This is a genomic window from Microbacterium sp. HA-8 (assembly GCF_046111165.1).
Classification (GTDB): Bacteria; Actinomycetota; Actinomycetes; order Actinomycetales; family Microbacteriaceae; genus Microbacterium.
Map to the genome: position 1 here is coordinate 3,113,088 of NZ_CP162025.1, position 24,976 is coordinate 3,138,063.

27 protein-coding genes are annotated in these 24,976 nt (G+C 70.8%); 8 read left to right on the forward strand and 19 right to left on the reverse strand.

Translation table 11 applies throughout. The annotated features are described in order from the left end of the window. Positions 1 to 17: 17 nt before the first annotated feature. Positions 18 to 341, forward strand: coding sequence for a DUF4229 domain-containing protein (locus AB2L57_RS14820; RefSeq protein WP_292810916.1), 324 nt, complete (start codon positions 18 to 20; stop codon positions 339 to 341). Here the strand turns inward: AB2L57_RS14820 and AB2L57_RS14825 are convergent. The 4 genes from AB2L57_RS14825 to AB2L57_RS14840 are packed head-to-tail and all read right to left on the reverse strand — an operon-like array spanning position 297 to position 4,124. Beyond that, positions 297 to 1,274: a 1,4-dihydroxy-2-naphthoate polyprenyltransferase gene (locus AB2L57_RS14825; protein ID WP_292810914.1), complete on the reverse strand. Its 978-nt coding sequence runs from the start codon at positions 1,272 to 1,274 to the stop codon at positions 297 to 299. The two genes, AB2L57_RS14820 and AB2L57_RS14825, sit on opposite strands and share 45 nt — an antisense overlap. A gap of 6 nt (positions 1,275 to 1,280) precedes the next feature. After that, entirely contained in the window at positions 1,281 to 2,399 is a 1,119-nt protein-coding gene (locus AB2L57_RS14830) for an AMP-binding protein (RefSeq protein WP_409047459.1), read from the reverse strand. After that, positions 2,387 to 3,310 (reverse strand): 1,4-dihydroxy-2-naphthoyl-CoA synthase, encoded by a 924-nt coding sequence (locus AB2L57_RS14835; RefSeq protein WP_409047460.1) that lies wholly within the window; start codon positions 3,308 to 3,310, stop codon positions 2,387 to 2,389. Before AB2L57_RS14835 ends, AB2L57_RS14830 begins: the two co-directional genes overlap by 13 nt. A 10-nt stretch (positions 3,311 to 3,320) precedes the next feature. Then, the gene (locus AB2L57_RS14840; RefSeq protein ID WP_409047461.1) at positions 3,321 to 4,124 is read right to left on the reverse strand and encodes an LLM class F420-dependent oxidoreductase; all 804 of its coding nucleotides are present in this window, start codon (positions 4,122 to 4,124) and stop codon (positions 3,321 to 3,323) included. A 34-nt stretch (positions 4,125 to 4,158) separates the two neighbouring features. Between AB2L57_RS14840 and AB2L57_RS14845 the strand changes: the two genes are divergently transcribed. Beyond that, positions 4,159 to 5,175 (forward strand): o-succinylbenzoate synthase, encoded by a 1,017-nt coding sequence (locus AB2L57_RS14845; protein ID WP_409047462.1) that lies wholly within the window; start codon positions 4,159 to 4,161, stop codon positions 5,173 to 5,175. On the opposite strand, the gene AB2L57_RS14850 is transcribed toward AB2L57_RS14845, so the two are convergent. Further along, positions 5,147 to 5,797 (reverse strand): TetR/AcrR family transcriptional regulator, encoded by a 651-nt coding sequence (locus tag AB2L57_RS14850; RefSeq protein WP_292810905.1) that lies wholly within the window; start codon positions 5,795 to 5,797, stop codon positions 5,147 to 5,149. The two genes, AB2L57_RS14845 and AB2L57_RS14850, sit on opposite strands and share 29 nt — an antisense overlap. A gap of 125 nt (positions 5,798 to 5,922) precedes the next feature. Between AB2L57_RS14850 and AB2L57_RS14855 the strand changes: the two genes are divergently transcribed. Then, the gene (locus tag AB2L57_RS14855; RefSeq protein WP_292810903.1) at positions 5,923 to 8,703 is read left to right on the forward strand and encodes an efflux RND transporter permease subunit; all 2,781 of its coding nucleotides are present in this window, start codon (positions 5,923 to 5,925) and stop codon (positions 8,701 to 8,703) included. After that, the gene (locus AB2L57_RS14860; RefSeq protein WP_409047463.1) at positions 8,700 to 10,694 is read left to right on the forward strand and encodes a YhgE/Pip domain-containing protein; all 1,995 of its coding nucleotides are present in this window, start codon (positions 8,700 to 8,702) and stop codon (positions 10,692 to 10,694) included. The genes AB2L57_RS14855 and AB2L57_RS14860 overlap by 4 nt, the downstream gene beginning before the upstream one ends. Before the next feature lie 35 nt (positions 10,695 to 10,729). Here AB2L57_RS14860 and ccsB read toward each other — a convergent pair whose 3' ends face one another. The 6 genes from ccsB to AB2L57_RS14890 are packed head-to-tail and all read right to left on the reverse strand — an operon-like array spanning position 10,730 to position 16,182. Further along, positions 10,730 to 11,755: a c-type cytochrome biogenesis protein CcsB gene (gene ccsB / locus AB2L57_RS14865; protein ID WP_292810900.1), complete on the reverse strand. Its 1,026-nt coding sequence runs from the start codon at positions 11,753 to 11,755 to the stop codon at positions 10,730 to 10,732. Between the two features lie 27 nt (positions 11,756 to 11,782). Then, complete coding sequence (locus tag AB2L57_RS14870) at positions 11,783 to 13,474, reverse strand: cytochrome c biogenesis protein ResB (RefSeq protein WP_409047464.1); 1,692 nt, start codon at positions 13,472 to 13,474, stop codon at positions 11,783 to 11,785. Further along, positions 13,455 to 14,213 (reverse strand): cytochrome c biogenesis CcdA family protein, encoded by a 759-nt coding sequence (locus tag AB2L57_RS14875; RefSeq protein WP_409047465.1) that lies wholly within the window; start codon positions 14,211 to 14,213, stop codon positions 13,455 to 13,457. Before AB2L57_RS14875 ends, AB2L57_RS14870 begins: the two co-directional genes overlap by 20 nt. Then, positions 14,210 to 14,809 (reverse strand): TlpA disulfide reductase family protein, encoded by a 600-nt coding sequence (locus AB2L57_RS14880; RefSeq protein WP_292810894.1) that lies wholly within the window; start codon positions 14,807 to 14,809, stop codon positions 14,210 to 14,212. Before AB2L57_RS14880 ends, AB2L57_RS14875 begins: the two co-directional genes overlap by 4 nt. Beyond that, positions 14,806 to 15,456, reverse strand: coding sequence for a histidine phosphatase family protein (locus tag AB2L57_RS14885; RefSeq protein ID WP_292810892.1), 651 nt, complete (start codon positions 15,454 to 15,456; stop codon positions 14,806 to 14,808). The genes AB2L57_RS14880 and AB2L57_RS14885 overlap by 4 nt, the downstream gene beginning before the upstream one ends. A 60-nt stretch (positions 15,457 to 15,516) precedes the next feature. After that, entirely contained in the window at positions 15,517 to 16,182 is a 666-nt protein-coding gene (locus AB2L57_RS14890) for a DedA family protein (protein ID WP_292810890.1), read from the reverse strand. A gap of 61 nt (positions 16,183 to 16,243) precedes the next feature. On the opposite strand from AB2L57_RS14890, the gene aspS reads away from it, so the two are divergent. Further along, positions 16,244 to 17,587, forward strand: a complete 1,344-nt coding sequence (gene aspS / locus AB2L57_RS14895; RefSeq protein ID WP_292810887.1) for an aspartate--tRNA(Asn) ligase — start codon at positions 16,244 to 16,246, stop codon at positions 17,585 to 17,587. A gap of 31 nt (positions 17,588 to 17,618) precedes the next feature. On the opposite strand, the gene AB2L57_RS14900 is transcribed toward aspS, so the two are convergent. Further along, positions 17,619 to 17,921 carry a Dabb family protein gene (locus AB2L57_RS14900; RefSeq protein WP_292810885.1) on the reverse strand — a complete coding sequence of 101 codons (303 nt, stop codon included), beginning with the start codon at positions 17,919 to 17,921 and terminating at the stop codon, positions 17,619 to 17,621. Then, complete coding sequence (locus AB2L57_RS14905) at positions 17,918 to 18,202, reverse strand: glutaredoxin family protein (protein ID WP_292810884.1); 285 nt, start codon at positions 18,200 to 18,202, stop codon at positions 17,918 to 17,920. The genes AB2L57_RS14900 and AB2L57_RS14905 overlap by 4 nt, the downstream gene beginning before the upstream one ends. 97 nt (positions 18,203 to 18,299) lie before the next feature. Between AB2L57_RS14905 and AB2L57_RS14910 the strand changes: the two genes are divergently transcribed. Further along, positions 18,300 to 19,490 (forward strand): mechanosensitive ion channel family protein, encoded by a 1,191-nt coding sequence (locus tag AB2L57_RS14910; protein ID WP_292810882.1) that lies wholly within the window; start codon positions 18,300 to 18,302, stop codon positions 19,488 to 19,490. Here the strand turns inward: AB2L57_RS14910 and AB2L57_RS14915 are convergent. The 6 genes from AB2L57_RS14915 to AB2L57_RS14940 all read right to left on the reverse strand — a co-directional run bounded on the left by AB2L57_RS14915 (position 19,472) and on the right by AB2L57_RS14940 (position 22,794). Next, entirely contained in the window at positions 19,472 to 19,765 is a 294-nt protein-coding gene (locus tag AB2L57_RS14915) for a rhodanese-like domain-containing protein (protein ID WP_292810880.1), read from the reverse strand. The two genes, AB2L57_RS14910 and AB2L57_RS14915, sit on opposite strands and share 19 nt — an antisense overlap. Continuing rightward, a complete protein-coding gene (locus AB2L57_RS14920) occupies positions 19,734 to 21,461 on the reverse strand; it encodes an FAD-dependent oxidoreductase (protein WP_409047466.1) in 1,728 nt (575 codons plus the stop codon). The genes AB2L57_RS14915 and AB2L57_RS14920 overlap by 32 nt, the downstream gene beginning before the upstream one ends. Further along, positions 21,448 to 21,729: a metal-sensitive transcriptional regulator gene (locus AB2L57_RS14925; RefSeq protein ID WP_409047467.1), complete on the reverse strand. Its 282-nt coding sequence runs from the start codon at positions 21,727 to 21,729 to the stop codon at positions 21,448 to 21,450. Before AB2L57_RS14925 ends, AB2L57_RS14920 begins: the two co-directional genes overlap by 14 nt. A gap of 108 nt (positions 21,730 to 21,837) precedes the next feature. Continuing rightward, positions 21,838 to 21,936: a 30S ribosomal protein bS22 gene (locus AB2L57_RS14930; protein WP_003792170.1), complete on the reverse strand. Its 99-nt coding sequence runs from the start codon at positions 21,934 to 21,936 to the stop codon at positions 21,838 to 21,840. Positions 21,937 to 22,061: 125 nt separating this feature from the next. Further along, the gene (locus AB2L57_RS14935) at positions 22,062 to 22,253 is read right to left on the reverse strand and encodes a helix-turn-helix domain-containing protein (RefSeq protein WP_292810872.1); all 192 of its coding nucleotides are present in this window, start codon (positions 22,251 to 22,253) and stop codon (positions 22,062 to 22,064) included. Between the two features lie 124 nt (positions 22,254 to 22,377). Continuing rightward, positions 22,378 to 22,794 carry a helix-turn-helix transcriptional regulator gene (locus AB2L57_RS14940; RefSeq protein WP_292810870.1) on the reverse strand — a complete coding sequence of 139 codons (417 nt, stop codon included), beginning with the start codon at positions 22,792 to 22,794 and terminating at the stop codon, positions 22,378 to 22,380. Positions 22,795 to 22,862: 68 nt separating this feature from the next. On the opposite strand from AB2L57_RS14940, the gene AB2L57_RS14945 reads away from it, so the two are divergent. Beyond that, positions 22,863 to 24,302, forward strand: a complete 1,440-nt coding sequence (locus AB2L57_RS14945) for a TrkH family potassium uptake protein (RefSeq protein ID WP_292810868.1) — start codon at positions 22,863 to 22,865, stop codon at positions 24,300 to 24,302. Beyond that, positions 24,295 to 24,966, forward strand: a complete 672-nt coding sequence (locus AB2L57_RS14950) for a TrkA family potassium uptake protein (protein ID WP_292810866.1) — start codon at positions 24,295 to 24,297, stop codon at positions 24,964 to 24,966. Before AB2L57_RS14945 ends, AB2L57_RS14950 begins: the two co-directional genes overlap by 8 nt. Positions 24,967 to 24,976 lie beyond the last annotated feature (10 nt).

Below are 24,976 nucleotides of genomic sequence, written 5' to 3' on the forward strand. Positions count from 1 at the left end.
GCGCCTAAAATGAAGGGGTGAACCTGCCGCCCGTCCTCGTCTACACCGTGCTGCGGCTGCTGGCCTTCCTCGTCCCGCTCGGCCTCATGATGCTGCTGCCGATCTTCCGCGACAACTGGCTGCTGGCTGTGATCTTCGCCGCCCTCATCGGGCTGAGCCTGTCGATGATCTTCCTGCGCAGGCCGCTCGACGCCGTGACGGGCGAGCTGGCCGCGAAACGGCAGCGCCGGAGGTCGGAGTCCACCGCATCGCAGGACGAAGACGTCGAGGATGCCGCGACCGAGGCCCCGCGCCGCTCAGGCGACGAGCGCCCAGGCCAGCAGCCCCGCGTAGACGAGTGAGGTCAGCGAGGTCAGGGCGAGCGCGGTGACGAGCTCGCGCGGCGCGCGGTACGACCACACGATCAGGATCGCCGGAAGCCCCGCGAGCAGGGCGAGCAGCGTCAACCAGGCCACGGGGTAGAACAGCGCGAGGAATCCCGCGATCCCGAACGGCGCGAGCACGAACAGGGTGAACACCACCTGCGTGGCGCGACGTCCGATCAGCACGCTGAGCGTGCGCTTGCCGGCCGCGCGGTCCTGGTCGATGTCGCGGAGGTTGTTCGCCAGCAGAACCGCGCAGGCGAGCAGCCCCATCGCGACCGCCGCGAACCAGGACTCCTGGGGCAGCGCGAGCGCCTGCACCCAGGTGGTGCCGAGGGTCGCCACGAGGCCGAAGAAGACGAACACGAACACCTCGCCGAGCGCCATGTATCCGTAGGGCCGCTTGCCGCCCGTGTACAGCCACCCCGCGACGATGCAGAGCGCGCCGACCAGCAGCAGCCACCACTGCTGGGTGCGGATGACGATGGCGAGGCCGGCGAGCGCGGCGAGCGCGAAGAACGTGAGCGAGACCGTCAGCACCGCGCGAGGCGACGCCTTGCGCGAGGCGGTCAGGCGGGCGGGACCGACGCGGTGGTCATCGGTGCCGCGGATGCCGTCGCTGTAGTCGTTGGCGTAGTTGACGCCGATCTGCAGACAGACAGCCACGGCGAGGCAGGCGAGCGCGATCACCCAGTGGAACACGCCCGTTGCGAGCACGGCCGCGGCCGTGCCGACGACGACGGGTGCGACCCCGAGCGGAAGGGTGCGCAGCCGCGCCGCGCCGATCCAGTCGCGCGCGGTGGCGGGGGTGACCCGCACCGCCGTCTTGGCCGGACGGCGACCCGCGGGGTGCCCGCCCGTGCGCTTACGGCTGCCGGGGTTCTTGCGGTTCTTCGCGGGTGATCCTGCCACGAGGGATCATCCTAGGCGGCGACCGCCGAATCGCTCGCGCAGGGCCACCCGATCGGGTTTGCCGGAGGCCAGCAACGGCAACGCATCGACCCGCACGATCTCCCGCGGGCGCGCCGGCGCGCCGAGGGCGCTCTGCACGGCGGCGCGGGCGTCGGCGAGGTCGTGCGCCGCTCCCTCCGCCGTCACGACGACGGATGCCTCCCCCCATGTCTCGTCTGCGACCCCGATCACGACGGCATCGCGCAGTGCGGGCACCGTGTGCACCGCGGACTCGACGAGGTCGAGGCTGATGTTCACGCCGCCCGAGACGATGACGTTGTCGGCTCGGCCCGTGATGCGCAGCATCCCGCCCTCGACGGAGCCGAGGTCGCCGGTGCGGTACCAGCGCTCGTCGTCGAGCGTCGGGAAAGCCCGCGCGGACCCGGCCGGATCGTCGACGTATGCGGTCGCGAGCACGGCGCCCGTGATCAGCACCTCGCCGGAGCGGATGCGCAGACGCACGCCGTCGAGAGGCGTGCCGTCGTACACACAGCCACCCGCGGTCTCGGTGGAGCCGTAGGTGCGCACGAGTCGCACCCCGCGGGCCGCCGCCCGCTCGAGAAGGTCGGGCGGGGTCTGCTGCCCGCCCACGAGCACCGCGTCGAAGCGCGCGAGCGCCTCGGGGGCGGTCTCGAGGAGTCCCCGCACCTGTGCCGGCACGAGGGAGGTGAAGGCGGGGATGCCGCCCGGCAGCCGCCGCGTCGCCGCCTCGAACGCGGCACCTCCGGTCCGGTCGACGGTGGCGACGGGGGCACCCGCGAGGGCGGCGCGCACGAGCACCTGGATGCCGGCGATCCGGGATGCCGGCAGCGCGAGCACCCACGCTCCCGCCCCGATCCGGCCGGCGGTGGCCCGTGCGCTCGCACTCAACGCGTCCGCCGTCAGCGCGACGCGTTTGGGGATGCCCGTGGAACCGCTCGTGGCGAGGACGAGAGCGGTGCCGGGCGGGATGTCGCGGGCGCCGATCCGCGCGGGGTCGGTGCCGACGACGACCGGCGGACCGGCGGCATCCATCGCCCGGATCAGCGCCGCCTGCAGCGCCGACGGGTCGGCGGGGTCCCCCGGAACGGGCGTCAGTAGTGCCACGGGTAGGGCGACCAGTCGGGATCGCGCTTCTCGAGGAACGAGTCGCGCCCCTCGACCGCCTCGTCGGTGCCGTAGGCCAGACGCGTCGCCTCGCCCGCGAAGACCTGCTGACCGACCATGCCGTCGTCGACGGCGTTTAAGGCGAACTTGAGCATGCGGATCGCGGTCGGGGATTTCGTGAGGATCGTGCGCGCCATGTCGATCGCCTCGCGCTCGAGCTCGGCGTGCGGCACGACCCGGTTGACGGCGCCCATCTCGTACGCGCGCTGTGCCGAGTACTCCTCGGCGAGAAAGAAGACCTCCCGCGCAAACTTCTGCCCGATCTGGCGGGCGAAATACGCGCTGCCGTATCCGGCGTCGAACGACCCGACGTCGGCATCGGTCTGCTTGAACCGGCCGTGCTCGGCGCTCGCGATCGACAGATCGCACACGACGTGCAGGCTGTGCCCCCCGCCTGCGGCCCACCCCGGGATCACGCCGATGACGACCTTGGGCATGAAGCGGATGAGGCGCTGGACCTCGAGGATGTGCAGACGGCCGGCGCGCGCGGGCGCTTCGACCGACTCGGCGACCGACTCGGCCCCTGAGCTCGTCGAAGGGGCGTACTCGTAGCCCGACCGTCCCCGGATGCGCTGGTCGCCGCCGGAGCAGAACGCCCATCCGCCGTCCTTCGGGCTCGGGCCGTTGCCGGTGAGCAGGACGACGCCGACCCGCGGGTTCTGGCGTACGCGGTCGAGGGCGTCGTAGAGCTCGTCGACGGTGTGCGGGCGGAACGCGTTGCGCACCTCGGGACGATCGAACGCGATGCGGGCGATCCGGCCGTCGGGCGAGAGGTGCGCCGTGATGTCGGTGTAGTCGTCGGCGCCGGGGGCCGGAGCCCAGGCGTCGGCGTCGTAGAGCTCGGAGACCATGGATCCCAGCCTAGGCACCCGCCGTGTTGCGCTCGTCGCGCCAGCGCAGCCAGCGTTCGACGAGCGCCCAGTCGAAGTCGGGGCCGCGCAGCGCCAGCGTGAACAGCCGCACGCCGCCCGCGAAGAGCGCGTCGACCTCATCGTCGCTGCGCCGGTCGAGCTCGTTCGAGACGATCAGGCGGCTCACGTCGCCGCCGTCCCGCGCGGCCCACTCCTCGATCACCGAGATCTTGTGCGCGAGCCCCTCGGAGGTGGTGAAGCTGTGCCAGTAGTCCGCGTGCCGCGCGACGATGCGCAGGGTCTTCTGCTCACCCGCGCCGCCGATGAGGACGGGGATCTCGCGCGTGGGGGGCGGGTTGAGGACGCCCCAGCGCGCGCGGATGCGCTCGAGCCCGTCGGCCAGATCGTTCAGTCGCGATCCCGCGGTGCCGAACTCGTACCCGTACTCGTCGTAGTCGCGCTGAAACCAGCCCGAACCGGTGCCGAAGATGAACCGGCCCTCGCCGCCCTTCGCGCTGATGTGGTCGATGGTGCGCGCCATGTCGGCCTGCAGGTCGGGGTTGCGGTAGCTGTTGCAGTTGACCAGGGCGCCGAACTGCACCCGCTCGGTCTGCTCGGCCCAGGCCGCCAGCTCGGTCCAGGATTCGAAGTGCAGGCCGTCGGGGTCGCCGGAGAGCGGGAAGAAGTGGTCCCAGTTGAACAGGATGTCCACCCCCATCCCCTCGGCGCGGACGACGGCCTCGCGGATGAGCTCGTAGGAGGTGTGCTGGGGCTGCAGCTGCACGCCGAGCATGACGGGAGTCTCGAGAAGCATGCGGTCAGCCTACGACCGGGGCAGGATGGACAGCGTGACCGACGATGCCGCGCCCCTGCCCCCGTTCGACGAGCTGCGCGAGGGAGCGCGGGTGGTGGCGCTGCCGATGCGCACCCGGTTCCGCGGGGTCGACACGCGCGAGGCGCTGCTGCTGTCGGGTCCGGGCGGCTGGAGCGAGTTCTCGCCCTTCGCCGAGTACGACGACGACGAGGCGGCGACGTGGCTGTCGGCCACGATCGATTTCGGGTGGATGCCGCAGCCCCCCGCCGTGCGGCACGAGATCCGCGTGAACGCCACCGTCCCGGCGGTGCCGGCCGAGTCCGTGCCCGAGATCCTCGCTCGCTTCGAGGGCTGCCGCACGGCCAAGGTGAAGGTCGCGGAACCGGGACAGACGCTCGCCGATGACGTCGCCCGCGTGCGCGCGGTGCGCCGCGAGATGGGCCCGGAGGGGCGCATCCGAGTCGACGCCAACGGGGCGTGGAACCTCGACGAGGCCGAGCACGCCGTGCACGTGCTCGCCGACTGCGACCTCGAATACATCGAGCAGCCCTGCGCGTCGGTCGACGAGCTGGCCGAGCTGCGCCGCCGCATCGGCTACCTCGACATCCCCATCGCCGCCGACGAGAGCGTGCGCCGCGCCACGGACCCCCTCGCGGTCGCACGGGCGGGGGCCGCCGACATCCTCGTGATCAAGGCCCAGCCGCTGGGCGGCGTGCGCCGCGCGCGGCGGATCGTCGAGGAGGCGGGGCTGCCCGCCGTCGTCTCGAGCGCGCTGGACACGTCGGTCGGACTGTCGATGGGCGCAGCGCTCGCCGCGGCCCTCCCGCAGCTCGACTACGACTGCGGTCTCGGCACCTCGGTCCTGTTCGCCGCCGACGTGTGCGAGCCCCCGCTGACGCCCTCCTTCGGCGCGATCCCCGCGCGGCGCGTCGTGCCCGACGCCGACGCGCTCGCGGCGCGTGCCGCATCACCCGAGCGACGGGAGTGGTGGCTGCAGCGCCTCGAGCGCTGCTACGCCGTGCTCAGCGCCCGGACGGACGCGCCGAGATGATGAGGGCCGTCGCGCGCCCGAGCTCCTCGCTCGTGCGTCGGCGGATCTCGTCGGCGTCGGCACCGGCCATGACCGCGCGGACCGAGCACGACTCGAACACCGTCATCATGATGCGCGCCGCCTCCTGGGCAGGCAGCCGCAGCTCGAGATCCTTCGCGCGGGAGATGTCGTCGATGATCTGGGCGATGCTCACGAGCACCTCGGCCTCCTGCGCGAGGTAGGCGGTCGCAAGCTGCGGGTCGCGCAGCGCGTGGATGCGGATCTCGGCCATCAGCAGCACACCGAGGCGGTCATCCGATGAGACGTCCATGACCTGCTGCACGAGCTGCACGGCGCTGCCGGGGGCGACGTCGAACCTGCCCTCCCCCTCGAGCGCGGCCACACGCGCCGTGACCGCATCGACGCGCTCGCGCGCGACCCTCGCCGACAGCTCGAGGAACAGCTCGTCCTTGGACTCGAAGTTGGAGTAGAACGCGCCGCGGGTGAACCCCGCCCGCTCGCACACCGCCTCGACCGACGCGGCATCCAGACCGACCTCGGCGAACACCTGGGCGGCAGCATCCAGCAGCCTCTGACGGGTAGTCTCGCGACGACGGGTCGTCGGGGTGGCGGACTCGCTCATTCGCCGTCCTTTCGACGTGTTCACACGGACTACTCAGGTTCGGGTGCGTAGCCGTCCCTACGATACACCTATGTATCGGATACAACGCCGTATCGAACTCGTCCGTCCGTAGTTCTGGAGGCACCGTGTCCACACTGCTCTACGCCCTCGGCCGCTGGTCGTACCGTCACGGCGGTCGCGTGCTGGTGGCCTGGCTGCTGCTGCTCGGGCTGACCGGCGCGGGGGCGCTGTTCCTGAACCAGGGCACCGACAACTCCTTCTCGATCCCCGGCACCGAGGCGCAGGAGGGCATCGAGCAGCTGAACCGCACGTTCCCGCAGGCCAGCGGCACGAGCGCGCAGTACATCGTCGTCGCGGCGGAGGGCGATCGGGTCGACGAGGAGCCCTACTCCTCGGCCATCGCCGGATCGATCGCCGACATCGAGGCGCTCGAGGGAGTGCTCGCCGTCACCGACCCCTTCGACGAGATGGTCTCGGGCCTCGTCACCGAAGACGCCTCCGCCGCGCTCGTACGCCTGCAGTTCGATGGACAGGCCACCGACGTTCCCGCCGAGTCGCGCGACGCCCTGACGGCGCTCACCGACGAGCTCGGCGCCGAGCTGCCCGAGGGCAGCGAGGTCGCCCTCGGCGGCGACCTGTTCTCGCAGTCGGTGCCGGGAGTCACCATCACCGAGGCCGTCGGCCTGATCATCGCCCTGCTCGTGCTGATCGTCACCTTCCGCTCCTTCGTCATGGCGGGGCTGCCCCTGCTGACCGCGATCATCGGGGTCGGCCTGTCGATGGCGGGGATCTTCGTCGCGACGCTGGTGGCGCCGATCTCGTCGACGACCCCTCTGCTGGCGCTCATGCTGGGACTCGCGGTCGGCATCGACTACGCCCTCTTCATCGCCGCACGGCATCAGGACCAGGTGCGGGAGGGCGTGGATCCGGAGGAATCGGCGGCCCGGGCCACGGGCACCGCGGGCTCCGCGGTCGTGTTCGCCGGCGTCACCGTGCTGATCGCCCTCATCGGCCTGTCGTTCGCCAACATCCCGTTCCTGACGACGATGGGAATCGCGGCCGCGGCGGCAGTCGCCATCGCCGTCCTCGTCGCCGTCACCCTCACCCCCGCCATGCTCGGCTTCGTCAAGGGCAAGGCGATGGGCAGGATGCCGCGGCCCCGTGCCGCGAAGACGCCCCGACCCGGCTTCGCCGCACGGTGGGTCGGCGGGGTCACCAAGCGCCCCCTCGTCACGACCATGGCCGTCGTCGTCGGGCTGGGCGTGCTCGCGATCCCCGCGGGCAGCCTCGCCCTAGCTCTGCCGAACGCGGGCATGCTGCCCGAGGACTCCCAGGCCCGGCAGAACTACGACCTGGTCGCCGAGGAGTTCGGCCCCGGATTCAACGGGCCGCTCATCATGACCGGGACGATCGTGACATCGACCGATCCGCTGGGGCTGATGGAGGACCTCGCCGCCGAGATCGAGCAGGTGCCGGGCGTGCGCGAGATCGCCCTCGCCACCCCGAACGAGACCGCCGACACGGGCATCATCCAGATCATCCCCGAGACCGCCCCCGACTCCCCCGAGACGGCGCAGCTCGTGCGCGATCTGCGCGCCGAGCACGACCGGCTTCTCGACGAGTACGGCGTCGACCTGAAGGTCACGGGGTTCACCGCCGTCGCCATCGACATCTCTGACCGGCTGGGGCAGTCCCTGGTTCCGTTCGCGATCTTCGTCGTGGGCCTCTCGTTCGTGCTGCTGATGATCGTCTTCCGCTCGATCGCGGTGCCCCTCACGGCGGCCCTCGGCTACCTCCTCTCGGTCGCCGCGGCCTTCGGTGTCGTCGCGGCCGTGTTCGAGTGGGGCTGGTTCGCCGATCTCCTGCACGTGACCAAGGTCGGGCCCGTGATCAGCTTCATGCCGATCGTGCTCATGGGGGTGCTGTTCGGGCTCGCGATGGACTATCAGGTCTTCCTCGTCACCCGCATGCGCGAGGACTTCGTCCACGGGATCGACAAGACCCGTGCCGGAGCGGTCGCCGCCGTGCGTTCGGGCTTCACCGCCTCGGCGCGCGTGGTCACCGCCGCCGCTCTGATCATGTTCGCGGTCTTCGCCGCGTTCGTGCCCGAGGGTGACTCATCGATCAAGCCGATCGCCCTGGGCCTTGCGGTGGGCATCGCCGTCGACGCCTTCCTCGTGCGCATGACCCTCATCCCCGCGCTCATGGCGCTTCTGGGCGAGAAGGCGTGGTGGATCCCGCGGTGGCTGGATCGGATGCTGCCTTCCTTCGACGTCGAGGGCGACGCCGTGCGCCGCGAGCTCGAGTACGCGGACTGGCCGGAGCCCCGGACGACCGCCGTCGTCGCGGCCGAAGGCCTCGCGCTCACCGAGGAGGACGTCACCGTGTTCGCCGAGGTGAGCGTGCGCGTCGAGCCCGGCGAGACCCTCGTCGTGACCGCCCCCGACCCGCGCGCCGCGCGGGCCCTGCTCCTCGCCGTCGCCGGCCGCGTCACCCCCACCGCGGGTCTGCTCAAGGTCGCCGGCCACCTGTTGCCCGGGCGCTCCGCGTGGGTGCGCGCCCACGTCGGCGTCGCCCTGCTCAGCGACGCCGACGACCCGCTCGACGACCTGCGCCGCGCGCTCGCAGGCCCCCCGCGCACGGTGGTGGTCGACGGACTCGATCGCGTCGCCGATCCCGCCGCGCGCGACGAGGCCGCGGCACTGCTGCGCGATGCCGGAGAGCGGGTGGCGGCGCGCGGGGGCGAGCTGACCGTCCTCGTCTCTGCCCGCCGCGAGCCCGTCGCGCTGGCCCTCCTGGCCGAGGCGCGCCGCCCCGGCGTCCGCGGCCTGTCGCTCTCCGCGGCGTCGGCGCCGGCATCCCCTCTTCCCCTTTCTCCCTCGACCGAGACCGAGGTGCACGCATGACCCTCCCCATCGAACGAGCGCGCACGCGCCGACCCGTCACCTGGCTCACCGTCATCGGTGTGCTGCTGCTGCCCGCCGTGCTCGGGGCGATCCTCGTCACTGCCCTCTACGACCCCACCGAACGCCTCGATGCGATGACGGCCGCGATCGTGAACGAGGACGAACCCGTCACGATCGACGGCCAGACGACGCCGCTCGGGCGCCAGCTGACCGCCGGTCTGGTCGAGGGGTCCGACGACGTCGCCTCCAACCTGAACTGGGTGCTCTCCAACGCCGACGACGCCGCCGCGGGTCTCGCCGACGGCACCTACCAGGCCGTCGTGACGATTCCCGAGAACTTCTCCGCCGCCGCGACGTCCTCGGGCACCTCCCTCTCGCAGGTCGAGGGGGCATCCGCCCCCTCGCGCGCCGTCATCGAGGTCACCACGCCTCCCGACGCCCTCATCGTCGACGACGCCATCACCGCGCAGATCACGCAGACCGCGGCCTCCGTGCTCGGCGAGCAGCTCTCGACGCTCACTCTCGAGAACGTGTTCGTGGGGTTCACGACCCTCGGCGACCAGCTCGGCGAGGCCGCGCGCGGCGCCTCCGACCTCGCCGACGGCGCCCAGCAGGCCGCGGACGGGGCTGCCGAACTGCCGGGCGGGGTCGCGGCGCTCGGTGAGGGGGCCACCGGGCTCGCCTCCGGCGCCGGCCAGCTCGCCGGTGGACTCGCGACGATCGCCGACGAGACCCGCGGGGCCGGCGACGGCGCCCAGCAGATCGCCGACGGCGCGAACGCGGGCGCCGCCCAGATCGAGGCGCAGGGCCTCGTGCCCGCGCAGCTGCTCGAACTCGCCACCGGCACGCAGACCGCTGCGACGGCGGCCGCGCAGCAGTCCGGTGCCCTCGCACAGGGACTCGCCGATCTCTCCGCCACCTGCGTGGACGAGGGCGGCTCGGAGGAGTTCTGCGCCGCGCTCGGCACGCAGGTCGCATCCGCGTCGGAGGCCGCCCGCACCATGGAGGGCGCCGCGACCCAGGCCTCGTACACCGCCGTCGGGCTCGACCAGCTCGCGGCGGCGCTCCCGGGCGAGATCGCGGGCCAGTTCCGCGCGCTCGGCTCGGGCGTCGGCGAGCTCGCGGGTGGTCTCGACCAGCTCGCGGCGGGCGTCGACCAGTCCGCCTCCGGCGCCGCAGGGCTGCAGTCCGGCGCCGCGCAGCTGGGCGCGGGACTCAGGGAGCTCGAGACGGGCACGGCGACACTCGCCACCGGCGTCGGTGAGCTCGCCATGGGCACGGCGTCGCTCGCCGACGGCCTCGCCGAGGCATCCACCGCCCTGCCCTCGTACAGCGACAGCGAGGCGCAGACCCTCGCCGAGGTCGTCAGCGACCCGGTCGAGGCGAACGGCATCGGCTCGTCGCTGTTCGGTGCCTCGGCGATCCCGCTCCTGGCCATGCTCGTGCTCTGGTTCGGATCGCTCGCGACCTACATCGTGATGGGCGCGGCGAGCGCCAAAGCCCTCTCCTCCCGTCGCCCCTCGGCCCTCCTCGCCCTGCGCGCCTTCACCCCCGCCGCCCTCGTCGGCGCCGGGCAGGGCCTGCTCGTGGCGATCGTCGTGCAGATCGCGGCCTCCTACGAGTGGGGGGCGTGGTGGTCGTTCGCCGGGGTCAGCGTGCTCGCCGGTGTCGCGTTCGCCGCGATCAATCAGGCGCTCGTCGCGGTGCTCGGCGGGGCCGGCCGCTGGGTTGCCGCTCTCGTGGGTGTGCTGGCCGTGGCGACCGGCATCGTCTCGACCGTTCCGGGCGTGCTCGCCTCGGTCGCGACCCTCGTCCCGACCTCGCCGGCCTACCACGCGATGCTCGGCGCCCTCATCGGCGGCGGTGGCGTCGCGGCGGGAGTCGGCGCGCTGATCGTGTGGGGCCTGCTCGCGCTGGTGGCCACGACGCTGGCGGTGGCGCGCAGGCGCACCACGTCTGCGCGGGCACTGCTGACGGCATCCGTCGCCTGACCCCGCGAGGCGCGGCGGCAGCGCGCCGTCGCGCCTCAGCTCAGGCCGGAGTAGGCGTGCAGGCCCTTGAAGAACATGTTCACGACCGTGAAGTTGAACATGACGGCGGTGAAGCCGACGATCGACAGCCACGCCGACCGCGTACCGCGCCAGCCGCGGGTCGCGCGGGCGTGGATGTACCCGGCGTAGAGCACCCAGATCACGAAGGTCCACACCTCTTTGGTGTCGAACCCCCAGTAGCGGCCCCACGCGTCCTGCGCCCAGATCGAGCCCGCGATGAGCGTGAACGTCCAGAAGATGAACCCGATGATCGCGAAGCGGTAAGCCAGGCTCTCGAGGCTCTCGGCGGTGGGGATCGTCCGCAGGAACCGGCCCGAGGGGGCGGCCGCGGGAACCGCCGCGGGCGCTGAGGCGAGGCGCGCCTCGCGCCGTGCCTGCGCGAGCTGAAGCACCGAGAGCGCGAACGCGAGCGCGAAGAAGGCCGTCGCGAGCGAGGCGACGAAGACGTGGATGACGAGCCAGATCGACTTGAGCGGATCCATCAGGGGCACGACCTCGACGTAGAACGAGAGGGTCGCGGCCCCGAGCAGCACGGCGACGAGGCCCGTGATGAAGGTGCCGAGGAACCGGAGGTCGTAGCGCAGGAGCACGGCGAGGTAGACGGCGATGATCAGCAGGGTGCCCGTCATCGCGAACTCGTACATGTTGGACCACGGCACACGCTCGGCCGCGATGCCGCGGGTGAGGGTCGCGGCCAGGTGGAACAGGAACGCCAGCACCGTCAGCGATGTGCCGATGCGCGCCCACACCTGCCGCGGGCGCCGCGCCGGAGCTGCGGCGAGGGTGTCGGCCGGCGCCGATGCGCCGCCGGAGACGGCGCCCGCGCCGACGAGCACGCGCTCGGGGGCGAGGGCCTCGGCATCCTTCGCCTCAGCGGCCGCCGCACCACGCCGGGCGAGGTCGAACGCGTAGGCCACGAAGCCGAGTGCGTAGATCGCGATGGCGGTCCAGATCAGCAGCACCGAGACGGCGTCGAGCGAGAGCGTTTCCGAAGCGGGCATGGCCCCAGTCTACGTGGGCGTACCCCGTCAGAGCCGGGGCTGTCGGGCGTTCAGATCGCGCTCGTGGCGGTCGGCGATCTGCGCGACCGCCGCGGCGAGCGCGGGGTCCTCACCCCGGGCGAGCCCGGCGTATTCGATCTGCACCGTGGTCTCGTCGGCGGCCCGGGCCTTGACCCAGACGCGCCGCCGCGGCACGAACAGCGCCGTCAGCAGACCCAGCATCGCCAGCACCGCGAAGGCGAGCACCCACGGTGCCGACGAATCGCGATGCACCTGCAGCGACGCGAATCGCTTGACCGTGTCGTCGGCGGCGCCCGCCGCCTGGTTCTCGAACGTGACCGTGCCCCAGCCGTTCGGCAGATCCGCCGACATTCCCGGCGCCAGTTCGATCGAGTCGAGACCCGAGTCGCCGCCCGTCAGCTGCTCCATGCCTGCGGTGTCGAGGGCGTACACCGAGCGCGGCGTGCCGTCGTTGATGCCGAGGTCGCCGGCGAAGACGTTGAGGGTGAGCACCGGGTTGATCAGGTCGGGGAAGATCGAGGTGTACGCGCCGGATTCGAGCGTGCCCTGCGTCGGGTAGAAGAACCCGACGAGGCCCAGCTGCTCGGGCAGACCGTCCGGCACCTTGATGACGCCGAGCGAGGTCATGTTGTTGTCCTGGGGCAGGAAGGGCTGCGACTCGCTGTAGACGACATCGCCCGCGGAATCGCGGATCGTGATGGTCGGGGCGTATCCGTTGCCGAGCAGATAGATCTTGTCGCCCGCCACATCGAGCGGGTAGTTCACGCGCACCTCGCCCTCGCGCGCCTCCTCGCCGGGGATGCGGGTCGTCACGACGGCGGTGAAGTCGCCCGCCTGCCCCGCCGCGTTGGTGCCCGGGTCCTCGTAGGTCACCTGGAACTCCTCGAGCGTCATCGCGTAGGGCGCCAGTCCGGACCCGTCGACGAAACGACCGGGGTTGAACGAGGAGTAGTCGCTGAGCGCGTTGACGAACGTGGTGCCCTCGACCACCACCCGCTGGCCCGTGTACGCGAACCCGCCGCCGAAGCCCACCGCCACGAGCACGCCGACGAGCGAGAGGTGGAAGACGAGGTTGCCGGTCTCGCGCAGGTATCCGCGTTCGGCCGAGACCGACCACGCGCCCCGCCCGTCGTAGCGCTCGACCCGGTAGCCCGCGCGCGAGAGCTGGGCCTGGGCGAGATCGACGGCACGGGATGCTGCAGCCTCGGCATCCTGCCCCTCGGGCACCGCGTGCTCGCGCACACGGTGGTCGGCCAGCCGGGACAGGCGCGCGGGGGTGCGCGGCGGACGGGACATCAGGGCTTTGGCGTGATGCTTCGCGCGCGGGATCACGCATCCGATGAGCGAGATGAACAGCAGGATGTAGATCGCCGAGAACCACGGCGAGGTGTAGACGTCGAAGAGCCGGAACCAGTCCAGCACGGGGGCGGTGTCGGGATGATCGGTGTAGTACTGCGTGACGCCGTTGGGGTCGGCGCTGCGCTGCGGCACGAGGGATCCGGGAATGGCCGCGATCGCGAGCAGCAGGAGCAGCACGAGCGCGGTGCGCATGCTGGTCAGCTGACGCCAGCCCCACCGCAGCCAGCCGACGAACCCGAGGGCCGGCGCCGAGACGTCCGCGTCGCCGTCAGCGTGATCGCCCGGGCGCAGCGGGTCGCCCGAGACGTCGAGCTTCTCGTCAGAGCGGGAGCTGGACACCGCCGATCACCGCCCCGAGTCTCGACATGACCTGCGTCCAGACGCCCGTCACCATCAGCAGTCCGAGCGCGATCAGCAGCGTGCCGCCGATGATGTTGACGACGCGGATGTGCCGGCGCAGGAACGACACGGAGCGCGTCGCCCAGCCCAGGCCCAGGGCGAGCAGGACGAAGGGGATGCCCAGGCCCGCCGAATACGCGAGTCCGAGCAGTGCGGCACGCCACGGATCGCCGAGATTCCACGAGATCGAGAAGATCGCCGTCAGCGTCGGACCGATGCACGGCGTCCAGCCGATGCCCATCGCGATGCCGAGCAGGGGCGCCCCGATCAGGCCCACGCTGCTGCGCGCCTGGGGTCGCAGCGTGCGCTGGGCGATGCCGAAGAGTCCGATGAACACCAGGCCCATGAGGATGACGACGACGCCCATGATCCGGGTGATGGGGTCGGCGTAGCGGACGAAGAACTGCCCCACCGTGCCCCCGAGCACGTTCACGGTCATGAAGACGAGCGTGAAGCCCGCGATGAACAGCAGCACCCCGCCGAGCAGCCGGCCCCGCCCGACCGCGGCGGCGGTGCGGGCTCCGCCGCGTCGCGGGGCGACCGTGCCGCCGATGAATCCGAGGTAGCCGGGCACGAGGGGCAGCACGCACGGCGAGAGGAAGGAGATCAGCCCCGCGAGCAGCGCCACCGGCAGAGCCAGCCAGAGCGCGCCGTCGACGACCATCGCGCCGGGGTTCACGCGGGCTCCTGCACGAGATCGTCGACGATCGTCGAGAGGATCGAGGCGGTCTCGAGCTGGCCGATGATGCGCGCCGCCACGCGTCCCTCGCGATCGATCACGAGGGTCGTCGGGGTCGCCTGGATGGGCGTCGCGCTCGCGAAGGCGAGCTTGACCGCGCCGTCGTTGACATCGATCACGCTGGGATAGGTGATGCCGTAGCTCTCGGCGAAGGAGAGTGCCGTGTCGGGCTGGTCGTAGGTGTTCACGCCGAGGAAGGCGACGCCCTCGTCGGCGTGCTCCTGCCAGACCTGCTCGAGCAGCGGCGCCTCGACCCGGCAGGGGCCGCAGGCGGCGTACCAGAAGTTGATCACCAGCACCTCGCCCGCCGTGTCGGCGCTCGAGACCTCATCGCCTGTCTCGGTCACGCCCGCGAACTCGACGGGGTCGCCCCGCTGGTCCTCGGGGATCTCGATCACCTGGAACTCACCCGAGATGTAGCCCTTGTTCGTTCCCTCGCGGTACTCCTGCGCGAGCGTGTCGTTCGTCGTGCAGCCGGCCAGCAGCGCGGCGGCGACGAGCGCGCCCGCCACGGCGAGCACTCTGCGGGCGCTCATACGGCTCCCACGTCCACGGCGCCCGCTGTGTCAGCGGGCTCGGCGTACGACAGCTCGCGCCAGCAGGTGCGCTCCCCGTCGCCCGCCGGCTCGTCGCGCACGAGCGTCGTCACGCTCGAGAGCGCGCAACGACGCGCGCGGGGATCGTGGCGCAGCGGCTTACCCGCCACCGCGAGGTGGGTGACCCAGATGGGCAGCTGATGCGAGACGACGACGATGTCGCCCGAGGGCGCAGCATCCCACGCCGCATTCATCGCCTGCCGCATGCGCGAGACGACCTGGCTGTACGGCTCCCCCCAGCTGGGCAGATCGCGATCGCGCAGGTGATGCCAGTTGAAGGGGTTCGCGAGCGCTCGGCTCATGCGTTTGCCCTCGAAGACGTTGGTGGGCTCGATCACGCGCGCATCGATCACGGGCGTCGCCCCGAAGAGCTCGGTGAACGGCTCGGACGACTCGCGGGCGCGCTGCAGGGGCGAGACGACGAGGGATGCCAGGGGCCGGTCGAGCCGGTGCACGAACTCGGCGGCACGGCGGGCCATGACCCGCCCCTCTGCGCTCAGGCCGTAACCGGGGAGCCGGCCGTAGAGCACGCGGGCGGGGTTGTGGACCTCTCCGTGGCGCACGAGATGAAGGCGTTCGGCGGGCACCGGGCCAGTCTACGGGGGCGCCCGGACGCCGAGCCTGGACGCGGGCCGAGAGCCGCCGTCTCAGGCGGCGTCGGTCGCGCCGTCGTCGCCTCCGCGCGAGCGCAGCAGCGCGCGGGTGCGCACGTAGAGGAACCAGGCGACGGCTGCCACGGCGGCGGCGATGACGACGTACTGCAGCACGTCCGCGTACTGCTCGACGATGTGCCACTGCTCACCGAGGAGGAAACCCGCCAACACGAAGATCGTGTTCCAGATCAGGCTGCCGGCGGCCGTGAGCAGCCCGAACTTCCACACCGGCATGCGGGTGACCCCGGCGGGAATGGAGATCAGGCTGCGGAAGATCGGGATCATGCGTCCGAAGAAGACGGCCTTGCCGCCGTGCCTGCCGAACCACGCGACCGTGCGGTCGATGTCCTCGGGGTGCAGCAGCGGCATCTTGGCGGCGAAGGCGCGCAGGCGCCGCACGCCCACCCAGGCCCCGATGCCGTAGAGGACGAGTGCGCCGACGATCGACCCGGCGGTTGTCCAGAACAGCGCCTCGAAGAGCGTGAATGTGCCGCGGCTGGCCGTGAGGCCCGCCATCGGCAGGATCACCTCGCTCGGCAACGGCGGGAAGAGGTTCTCGAGGGCGATCGCGATGCCGGCGCCGACGGGGCCGATGACCTCCATGAGCGAGACGGACCAGTCGATGAGGGCGGTGAGCCAGGATCCGTCGGACGCAGTCATATATCTGAGGGTAGCCCGCCCGTGTTACGGGTTTCTGAACGCGCGCCTAGACTGGGCGACCGTGAGCGAACGCGTACTGGTCAAGCAGCTGAAATCCCTTCCCGACGGGCCGGTGACGGTCTCCGGCTGGGTCGAGACCGTCCGCGATCAGAAGAAGGTGCAGTTCGTGATCCTGCGCGACGAGTCGGGCGCGGTCCAGCTGGTCAACCCCGCCACGCGCGAGATCCCCGAGGACGCCGACGCGACGGCATCCTCCGCCCTCGCTCTCACGCAGACGATCTCCACGCTCGCCACCGGCACGTTCCTGACCGTGACGGGCGCTCTGAAGGCCGACGAGCGCGTCAAGCTCGGCGGCGTCGAGATCAAGATCGGGCGGCTCGAGATCGCCGCCGAGGCCCTGCCCGAGACGCCGATCGCCGCAGACTCCGGCATGGACAAGCGCATGGATTGGCGCTTCCTCGACCTGCGTCAGGCCCGCAACAACCTCATCTTCCGCGTGCAGACCACCCTCGAGCACGCGATGCGCACGTACTGGATCGAGCGCGACTACATCGAGGTGCACTCCCCCAAGCTCATGGCGAGCGCGTCGGAGTCCAACGCCGAACTGTTCGAGGTGCCCTACTTCGAGGACAAGACCGCCTACCTCGCGCAGAGCCCGCAGTTCTTCAAGCAGATGGCGCAGGTCGCCGGATTCGGCAAGATCTTCGAGATCGGCGACGTCTACCGCGCCGATCCTTCCTTCACCTCCCGGCACGCGACCGAGTTCACCTCGATCGATGCAGAGATCTCGTGGATCGACTCGCACGAGGACGTCGCACGCATGCAGGAGGAGCTGCTGGCCTTCGCCTTCGAGGCGGTCAAGGTCAAGCACGGCGCCGAGATCGAGGAGCTGTTCGGGATTCCCGTCGAGGTACCCGCCCTGCCGTTCCCGCGCATTCCGCTGGCCGAGGCGCGCGAGATCGTCGCGGCGCGCGGCTACGAGATCCCCCGGACCGACGGTGACCTCGATCCCGAGGGCGAGCGGCAGATCTGCGCACACGTCAAGGAGAGCTTCGGCCACGACTTCGTGTTCGTCACGGACTACCCGGCCGACATCCGCGCGTTCTACCACATGCGCGACGAGCAGACGGGGCTGACCAAGAGCTACGACCTGCTCTACCGGGGCGTCGAGATCACGACCGGAGCTCAGCGCGAACACCGCGTCGACGTGCTGATCGAACAGGCCCGGGAGAAGGGCCTCGAGCCCGAGAGCCTCGATTTCTACTTCGACTTCTTCCGCTACGGTGCGCCGCCGCACGGCGGCTTCGGGATGGGGCTTGCCCGCCTGCTCATGCTGCTGCTCGGCGAATCTTCGATCCGCGAGGTCACCTACCTCTTCCGCGGCCCGACCCGTCTCGCGCCGTAGCGCGGGTCTCGGCGGCGCGCCGAGCCGCCGCTCAGATCTCGAAGTCCACGGCGACGCGGCCGGAGCGCACCGAGCCGATGTACTCGGCGGCCTCGAGGTGCGCGGGATGCGAGCCGTACGCCTTGAGCCCGTCGACGTCCGCGAAGTCCGCGACGAGCGCGACATCCCAGTTCTCCTCGGGGAACGCCGTGTTGACCCCCACCGAGAGCGCCCGGATCGAGGGCACCACGCCGACGAGAGACTCGAGCCGGCGCTTGACCTCGGTCGCCTGCGCGCTGCGGGTCTCGTCGTCTTCGGCGGCGAGCTTCCAGCTCACGACGTGGCGCAGGGTCATCCGGCTCTCTCCTTGGTTCGATCATCGGCCGCGATCAGGGCGTCGCGCAGCCGGTCGGATGCCACGCGCCAATGGGCGTGCAGCTCTCCGTCGACGAGCACGACGGGAATCTTCTCCCACCAGCGCTCGTACAGCGACGTGTCCTCGAGGATGGATCGCTCCACCACCTCGACACGGTCGGCGACGCCGTCCGGAAGATCGGCGAGCACTCGCTCGATGACGCCCTCTGCCACATCGCAGAGATGGCAGTCGGGCTTTCCGATCAGGGTGAGGACCGTCACCCCTTCATTCTACGCGCGGCATATCCGCACGCGGCGGCGATGCCCAGACGGGCGTCGTATCGTGGCAGGCCCGCTCACCCTCACCAAAAGGAGACACATGCTCAATCCCTGGCTCGGCTTCGCCATCACGGCCGCCGTCTGCGTCGTCACAGCGATCGTCGTCACCGCGCTCGTATCGCTCACGGTGCGGCTCGTCGCCCGCAAGCGGGAGTGGCCGGGTCGGCTGATCACCTACGCCCGGCGGCCGTTCCGTGCGCTGGTGCTCCTGGTGTCGCTGTGGATCGCGTTCGCGCTCGCCTTCCCCGACCGGGACTGGATCGACACGATCGATCAGATCTTCACGATGGCGGTCATCGCCGCCGGCGCCTGGCTCGCGATCGCCCTCGTCCGCTTCGCGACGGACCTCGCGATCGGCCGGTACCGCATCGATGTCCCCGACAACCGCGTCGCCCGCCGCATCCGCACCCAGACGCTGATCCTGCGACGCCTGGCGATCGCCGTCATCGTCGTCATCGCCATCGGTGCGGCGCTGCTGACCTTCCCCGCCGTGCGCACCGTCGGCGCGAGCCTGCTCGCCTCGGCCGGTATCGCGTCCATCGTTGCGGGCCTCGCCGCCCAGTCGGTGCTGGCGAACATGTTCGCCGGAGTCCAGCTCGTCTTCAGCGACGCGCTGCGCGTGGATGACGTGGTGGTCGTCGAGGGCGAGTGGGGTCGGGTCGGGGAGATCACACTGAGCTACGTCGTGCTCGATCTGTGGGATGACCGCCGGCTCGTGCTGCCCTGCACCTACTTCACCACCAAGCCATTCCAGAACTGGACACGACAGGGCAGCGAGCTGCTCGGCGCGGTGGAGCTGGATCTCGACTGGCGGGTCTCCCCCTCGCGCATGCGCGAGCAGCTGGTCGAGGTGCTCGCCGACACCGCCCTCTGGGACGGCCGGGCTTCGGTGCTGCAGGTGACCGAGGCGACCGGCGGCCTCGTGCGCGTGCGCATCCTCGTCACCGCGAGCGACGCGCCGACCCTGTTCGACCTGCGCTGCTACGTCCGCGAGGCGATGGTGTCATGGGTGCAGCGCACGATGCCCGCGGCGCTGCCTGTCCAGCGCGTCATGATGACCGCCGAGTCGTCGGAGCCCGCGCTCGAGGAGCCCCGCGGTGACACCGACGGCCTGTTCACCGGCAGCGCGGAGGCGCAGCAGCGCGCGCAGAGCTTCACGCAGGCGATCCCCGTCGTCGCCGGGGGGAACGACGACGGGGAGGATGCCGGCGGTCAGCGCTCGACGGGGTGACCCGCCGCCATCCACTCGCCCGTGCCGCCCTCGACGTTGGTCACATCGTATCCGCGGGCCTCGAGCGCCTGGACGACCCGGGCGGAGCGCCCGCCGGCCTGGCAGATGACGTCGAAGGGCTCGTCGGGCAGCTGATCGAGCAGGTCGCCGATGCGCGACATGGGCAGGTTCACGGCGCCCGGCACGCGGCCGGCGGCGAACTCGTCCTCCTCACGCACATCGACGAGGGGCACGCCCTCGCGCTCACGCAGCTGCTGTACGGTGATCGACTTCATGGGTCAGGATGTCCTTTCCGTGGTAGGCGAGGAGCGTCTGCATGCCCCCCGAGAGTGTGGCCGAATCGATACCCGCCGCGGCGAGCTGACGATGCGCGAGGTAGGAGCGCACCCCGGATGCGCAGTGGATGCGCACGGGCCGGCCGGCGGCTGCGCGACGCACCTCGTCGAGGCGCTCCCGCAGCTCGGTGTGCGGGATGCGCAGGGCTCCCGGCAGGAACCCGGTCCGCCACTCGTCCGCGCGCCGCACATCGAGCACGAGCGCGTTCGAGAGCACATCGTCGAGATCCTGCGGCTGCCACAGGCGCGTGATGCCCTCGAGCACGTTCTGACCGAGCAGCCCCGCCATGTTGACGGGGTCCTTCGCCGACCCGTAGGGCGGCGCGTACGCCAGATCGAGATCGATCAGGTCATCGACACCGAGCCCGGCGCGCATCGCCGTGGCGATCACGTCGATGCGCTTGTCGACGCCGTCGGCGCCCACGGCCTGCGCACCGTAGATACGACCGGGTTCGTCGGAGGATGCGGGGGCGAAGTGCACGACGAGGTGGATCGCCTCGGCACCCGGGAAGTAGCCGGCGTGCGAGCCCGGGTGCAGATGCATCGTCTCGTGGGCGACACCCGCCTCCTCGAGCGTTCGCCGATTCGCCCCGGTCAGGGCGGCCGTCAGACCGAAGACCCGCACGATGGCGGTCCCGAGCGGCGGCGGCATCACGCGCGCCGAGCGCTCACCGAGCATCGCGTCGGCGATCAGGCGTCCTTCGCGGTTGGCAGGGCCCGCGAGGGCGACGGGTCGAACGGCGCCCGTGACGGGGTCCGTCTTGGCGACGGCGTCGCCGGCGGCCCAGACGTGGGGGATGCTCGTACGCCCGTGAGCGTCGACGATGATCGCGCCGCGCTCGATCGCGATGCCCGCGTCGCCGGCGAACGCCGTGTCGGGGCGCACCCCGACGGAGAGGACGACCAGGTCGGCGGGCAGACCGCGCCCGTCCGAGAGCCGGACGATCGCGTGGTCACCGGCATCCTCGACGGCGGAGGCCGCGATTCCGGCGTGCACACGGAGGCCGTGGCGCTCGAGTTCGGCGGTCACGAGGCTCGCCATCTCGGTCTCCAGCGGCGGCAGCACGTGAGGTGCGAACTCGACGATGTCGACCTCGAGCCCGCGCTGGCGCAGCGCTTCGGCCGCCTCGACGCCGATGAAGCCCGCACCGAGCACCACCGCACGACGGGCGGAGCCCGCCGCATCCTTCATCCAGGCGGCATCGCCGACCGTGCGCAACGTCCGCACGCGGGAGTCGTCGAGTCCCGGGATGGGCGGGCGCAGGGCGAAAGCACCGGGCGCCAGCATCAGTTCGTCATAGGCGAACTCGGTCTCGCCGCCCGCGGTCGCGGCCACCACGACCTTGCGCACCGGATCGATGGAGGTGACGTCGTGGCGCACGCGCACGTCGAGATCCAGCGCCGCACGCAGGCTCTCGGGTGTCTGCACGAGCAGCTGGGACTGCTCGTCAATCTCGCCGCCGACGAAGTAGGGCAGGCCGCAGTTGGCGAAGGAGACGTGATCGCCGCGCTCGAGCACGAGGATGTGCGCGTGCTCGTCGAGCCGGCGCGCACGGGCCGCGAAGCTCATGCCCGCAGCGACGCCGCCCACGACGACGATACGGCGGGGGGTATGCGTGAGCTCAGGCGAAGGCATGGAACAGCTTCTCCAGTCGGGCACGGTCATCGAGTCCGGCCTCGCCGCGGGCGATGCACTGCTCGAGCCCGCTCGAGATCACGGCGAAGCCGGCGGCGTCGATGGCCTTGGACACTGCGGCGAGCTGGGTGAGCACGTCTTTGCAGTCGCGCCCCGACTCGATCATCGCCATCACGCCGGCCAGCTGGCCGTGCGCGCGCTTGAGCCGCGGGAGCACGTTCGGCATGTCGACGTGCAGTTCGTCCGCGGCGGTCTTGTCTGTCGTCATGACCTCGATGCTATACCCCCGGGGGTATCCACGCAAATACCGTGACAACACGAAGCGCCCGTCCTTCGGACAGGCGCTCGGTGTGTACGGCCCCGCGGGGCCTGGCCGCTACTTCTTGTTGCGGCGCTGGTGGCGAGTCTTGCGAAGCAGCTTGCGGTGCTTCTTCTTCGCCATGCGCTTGCGGCGCTTCTTGATGACTGAACCCACGGAAAACCTCACTAAGTCGGGGTCTGGGCGCGGTGCGCGGTGCTGCGCGGAGCGCCCGGGAACGGGCAAAGCGGAAAAATGCCTCGGAGCAGTCTAACAGGAGGGCAGAGCTCCGAGAGCGCGCGTCAGCCGGCGTCGGCGATCGGCCGCTGCAGCGCCTCGGTCACGGCCTGCTCCGGCACACGGTACGACCGCCCGAACCGAACCGCGGGCAGGTCACCCGCGTGCACCAGCCGGTAGACCGTCATCTTCGACACGCGCATGATCTCGGCCACCTCGGCGACCGTCAGAAACCGCATGTCCGGCAGTTCTGCCATCTTCCCTCGTTCCCCATCGGATGTGTTCCCCAGACGCCGTTTTCGCGGCGCTCAGCGACACTCTAGGGCCCGGCCGAGTCGCGTGTAAACCCGTGGGACTGCTGTGACCAGTGGGAAGAGAGCGTCAGTTACCGAACTTGCGCAACGCGCTCGTGACGGCGTGTTTGGCCGAGGCGGCCGCGCGGCCCACGAACTCGGCGGCGTGCGCGGCCGGTTCGGGCAGGCTCGCCGCCCCCGCCGCCTCGAGCAGCTCTTCGGCATCGGCGTCGTCGATCAGGAAGGGCACCAGCCAGTCGTCCACCTGCTCGAGGGGGGCGGCGTGCAGGCTGTAGTAGCGGTGCTGACCCTCTTCGCGCACCGTCACGAGGTCGGCATCGCGCAGCACCTTGAGGTGCTTCGAAACCGTCGGCTGACTCACGCCGAGCTCGTGCACGATCTGCGAGACGCTCGTACCGGCACCCCCGGAGCCCCCGTGCGCGCGCAGGATGTGCAGGATCTCGCGCCGGGTGCCGTCCGCGATGACGTCGAAGATGTCGGCCATGACGTTAGGTTAGCCGCGCGGGGGCCGGAGTACCATGAGCGAGTCTTCGGTGCGAGAGGGGCAGGTGCATGGCGACGAGCCGTTCGACGGCGCGCGCCGGTGAGTGGAGGAGCAGGCTCCGCGAACTGGGTCATTTCCTCCGCGACTCCACCACTTCCTCCCCTGCCCGCTTCGCGATCATCGTCTTCGCGGCCCTCATCCTCATCTTCACGGCGCTGCTCTCGCTGCCCGCAGCATCCGCCTCGGGTACCCGCGCACCGCTCGCCGACGCGCTCTTCACGGCGGTCTCGACCATCTGCGTGACCGGTCTGACGGTCGTCGACATCGCCACCTACTGGTCACCGCTGGGCAAGGTCATCATCTTCATCGGCGTGAACATCGGCGGTATGGGGGTGCTCACGCTCGCATCGATCCTGGGGCTGATCATCTCGAAGCGCCTGGGCCTGCGAGCCAAGCTCATCGCGGCGGGCGACTCCAATCCCCTGCGCGCCCACGGCGGTCCCGTCAACGAGGGGCAGACCGTGCGCCTCGGTGAGGTCGGACAGCTGCTGGTCACCGTGGCCCTGTCTACCCTCGTCATCGAGGGCGTCATCGCCGCCCTCCTCTACCCCGCTCTCCTGATGGCCGGCGTCGGCGCGCTCGAGGCGCTGTGGGAGGCGCCGTTCTACGCCGCGATGGCGTTCACGAACACCGGTTTCACGCCCAACCCCGGCGGCCTGGAACCCTTCGCCGACGACTACTTCCTGCTCACGGTGCTCATGATGGGCGTCTTCCTCGGCAGCATCGGGTTCCCCGTCATCTACACCCTCTCCAAGCACCTCTGGCACGTCGGCAAGTGGTCGCTGCACACGAAGCTGACCCTGATCACGACGATGCTGCTCTTCCTCGCCGGCGCCATCGCCTTCCTCGGGCTGGAGTACGACAACCCCGGCACTTTCGGGTCGATGGACGCGTGGGACACCACCTTCCAGGCCTTCTTCCTCTCGGCGATGACGCGCTCGGGCGGATTCTCGGTGGTCGACGTCGGCGAGCTCTACGGGTCCTCCCTCGTCGTCGGCTCGATGCTCATGTTCGTCGGCGGCGGCTCGGCGTCCACCGCGGGCGGCATCAAGGTCACGACGCTCGCCGTGCTCGCGCTCGCCGTCTGGTCCGAGGCCAAGGGCCGCACCTCCGTCGAGGCGTTCGGTCGCCGCATCCCGAGCGACGTGCAGCGGGTCGCCCTGTCCGTCGTCGCGTGGGGCGCGACGATCGTCGCCCTCTCGACGATCACGATCACCCAGATGACAAAAGCGCCCGTCGAAGAGGTGCTGTTCGACGTCATCTCGGCCTTCGCGACCGTCGGTCTGTCGACGGGTCTCACGGCCGAGCTGCCCGATCCCGCGGCCTACGTCATGGCGCTGACGATCTTCATGGGCCGCATTGGTACAGTGACACTCGCCGCGGCCGTGGCCGCGACATCCCGATCGCAGCTGTATTCGCTTCCCGTGGAAAGGCCCATCGTTGGTTGAGCAGATCCGCGGCGACGCGCCCGTCCTGGTCATCGGACTCGGCCGCTTCGGCGCCGCGTGCGCCGGCGAGCTGGACCGCCTCGATCGTGAGGTGCTCGCGATCGACGAGAGCCTCGACCTCGTGCAGAAGTGGTCGGAGCGGGTCACCCACACCGTGCAAGCCGACGCCCGCAACATCGACGCCCTCAAACAGATCGGCGCCGCCGACTTCCAGGTCGCCGTCGTCGCCGTCGGATCGAGCATCGAGGCATCCGTGCTCATCACGGCAAACCTCGTCGACCTAAAGGTCCCTCAGATCTGGGCGAAGGCCGTATCGCAGTCGCACGGCAAGATCCTCGCGCGCGTCGGGGCCAACCACGTCATCTACCCCGAGCGCGAGGCCGGAGAGCGCGTCGCGCACCTCGTCAGTGGGCGGATGCTGGATTTCATCCGTTTCGACGACGACTTCGTCCTCGCCAAGATGTATCCCCCGCGGTTCATCCGCGGGGTGGGCCTGAACGAGTCCGGCGTGCGCACCAAGTACAACGTCACCGTGGTGGGTGTGAAGAGCCCCGGCAAGCCGTTCCGCTACGCGGAGGCCAACACGGTCGTCACCAACCACGACCTCATCATCGTCTCGGGTACCAACAGCGACATCGAGCGGTTCGCCGGGCTCGACCGGTGACCGCACCCGC

What these genes read in the sequence shown, in the direction of transcription:
- AB2L57_RS14835 (WP_409047460.1), bottom strand. Translation starts at nt 3,310, where the DNA reads ATGGTCTCCGAGCTCTACGACGCCGACGCCTGGGCTCCGGCCCCCGGC.
- AB2L57_RS14840 (WP_409047461.1), bottom strand. Translation starts at nt 4,124, where the DNA reads ATGCTTCTCGAGACTCCCGTCATGCTCGGCGTGCAGCTGCAGCCCCAG.
- AB2L57_RS14850 (WP_292810905.1), bottom strand. Translation starts at nt 5,797, where the DNA reads ATGAGCGAGTCCGCCACCCCGACGACCCGTCGTCGCGAGACTACCCGT.
- AB2L57_RS14860 (WP_409047463.1), top strand. Translation starts at nt 8,700, where the DNA reads ATGACCCTCCCCATCGAACGAGCGCGCACGCGCCGACCCGTCACCTGG.
- ccsB (WP_292810900.1), bottom strand. Translation starts at nt 11,755, where the DNA reads ATGCCCGCTTCGGAAACGCTCTCGCTCGACGCCGTCTCGGTGCTGCTG.
- AB2L57_RS14880 (WP_292810894.1), bottom strand. Translation starts at nt 14,809, where the DNA reads ATGAGCGCCCGCAGAGTGCTCGCCGTGGCGGGCGCGCTCGTCGCCGCC.
- AB2L57_RS14890 (WP_292810890.1), bottom strand. Translation starts at nt 16,182, where the DNA reads ATGACTGCGTCCGACGGATCCTGGCTCACCGCCCTCATCGACTGGTCC.
- AB2L57_RS14900 (WP_292810885.1), bottom strand. Translation starts at nt 17,921, where the DNA reads ATGACCCTGCGCCACGTCGTGAGCTGGAAGCTCGCCGCCGAAGACGAC.
- AB2L57_RS14910 (WP_292810882.1), top strand. Translation starts at nt 18,300, where the DNA reads ATGCTCAATCCCTGGCTCGGCTTCGCCATCACGGCCGCCGTCTGCGTC.
- AB2L57_RS14915 (WP_292810880.1), bottom strand. Translation starts at nt 19,765, where the DNA reads ATGAAGTCGATCACCGTACAGCAGCTGCGTGAGCGCGAGGGCGTGCCC.
- AB2L57_RS14920 (WP_409047466.1), bottom strand. Translation starts at nt 21,461, where the DNA reads ATGCCTTCGCCTGAGCTCACGCATACCCCCCGCCGTATCGTCGTCGTG.
- AB2L57_RS14925 (WP_409047467.1), bottom strand. Translation starts at nt 21,729, where the DNA reads ATGACGACAGACAAGACCGCCGCGGACGAACTGCACGTCGACATGCCG.
- AB2L57_RS14935 (WP_292810872.1), bottom strand. Translation starts at nt 22,253, where the DNA reads ATGGCAGAACTGCCGGACATGCGGTTTCTGACGGTCGCCGAGGTGGCC.
- AB2L57_RS14940 (WP_292810870.1), bottom strand. Translation starts at nt 22,794, where the DNA reads ATGGCCGACATCTTCGACGTCATCGCGGACGGCACCCGGCGCGAGATC.
- AB2L57_RS14945 (WP_292810868.1), top strand. Translation starts at nt 22,863, where the DNA reads ATGGCGACGAGCCGTTCGACGGCGCGCGCCGGTGAGTGGAGGAGCAGG.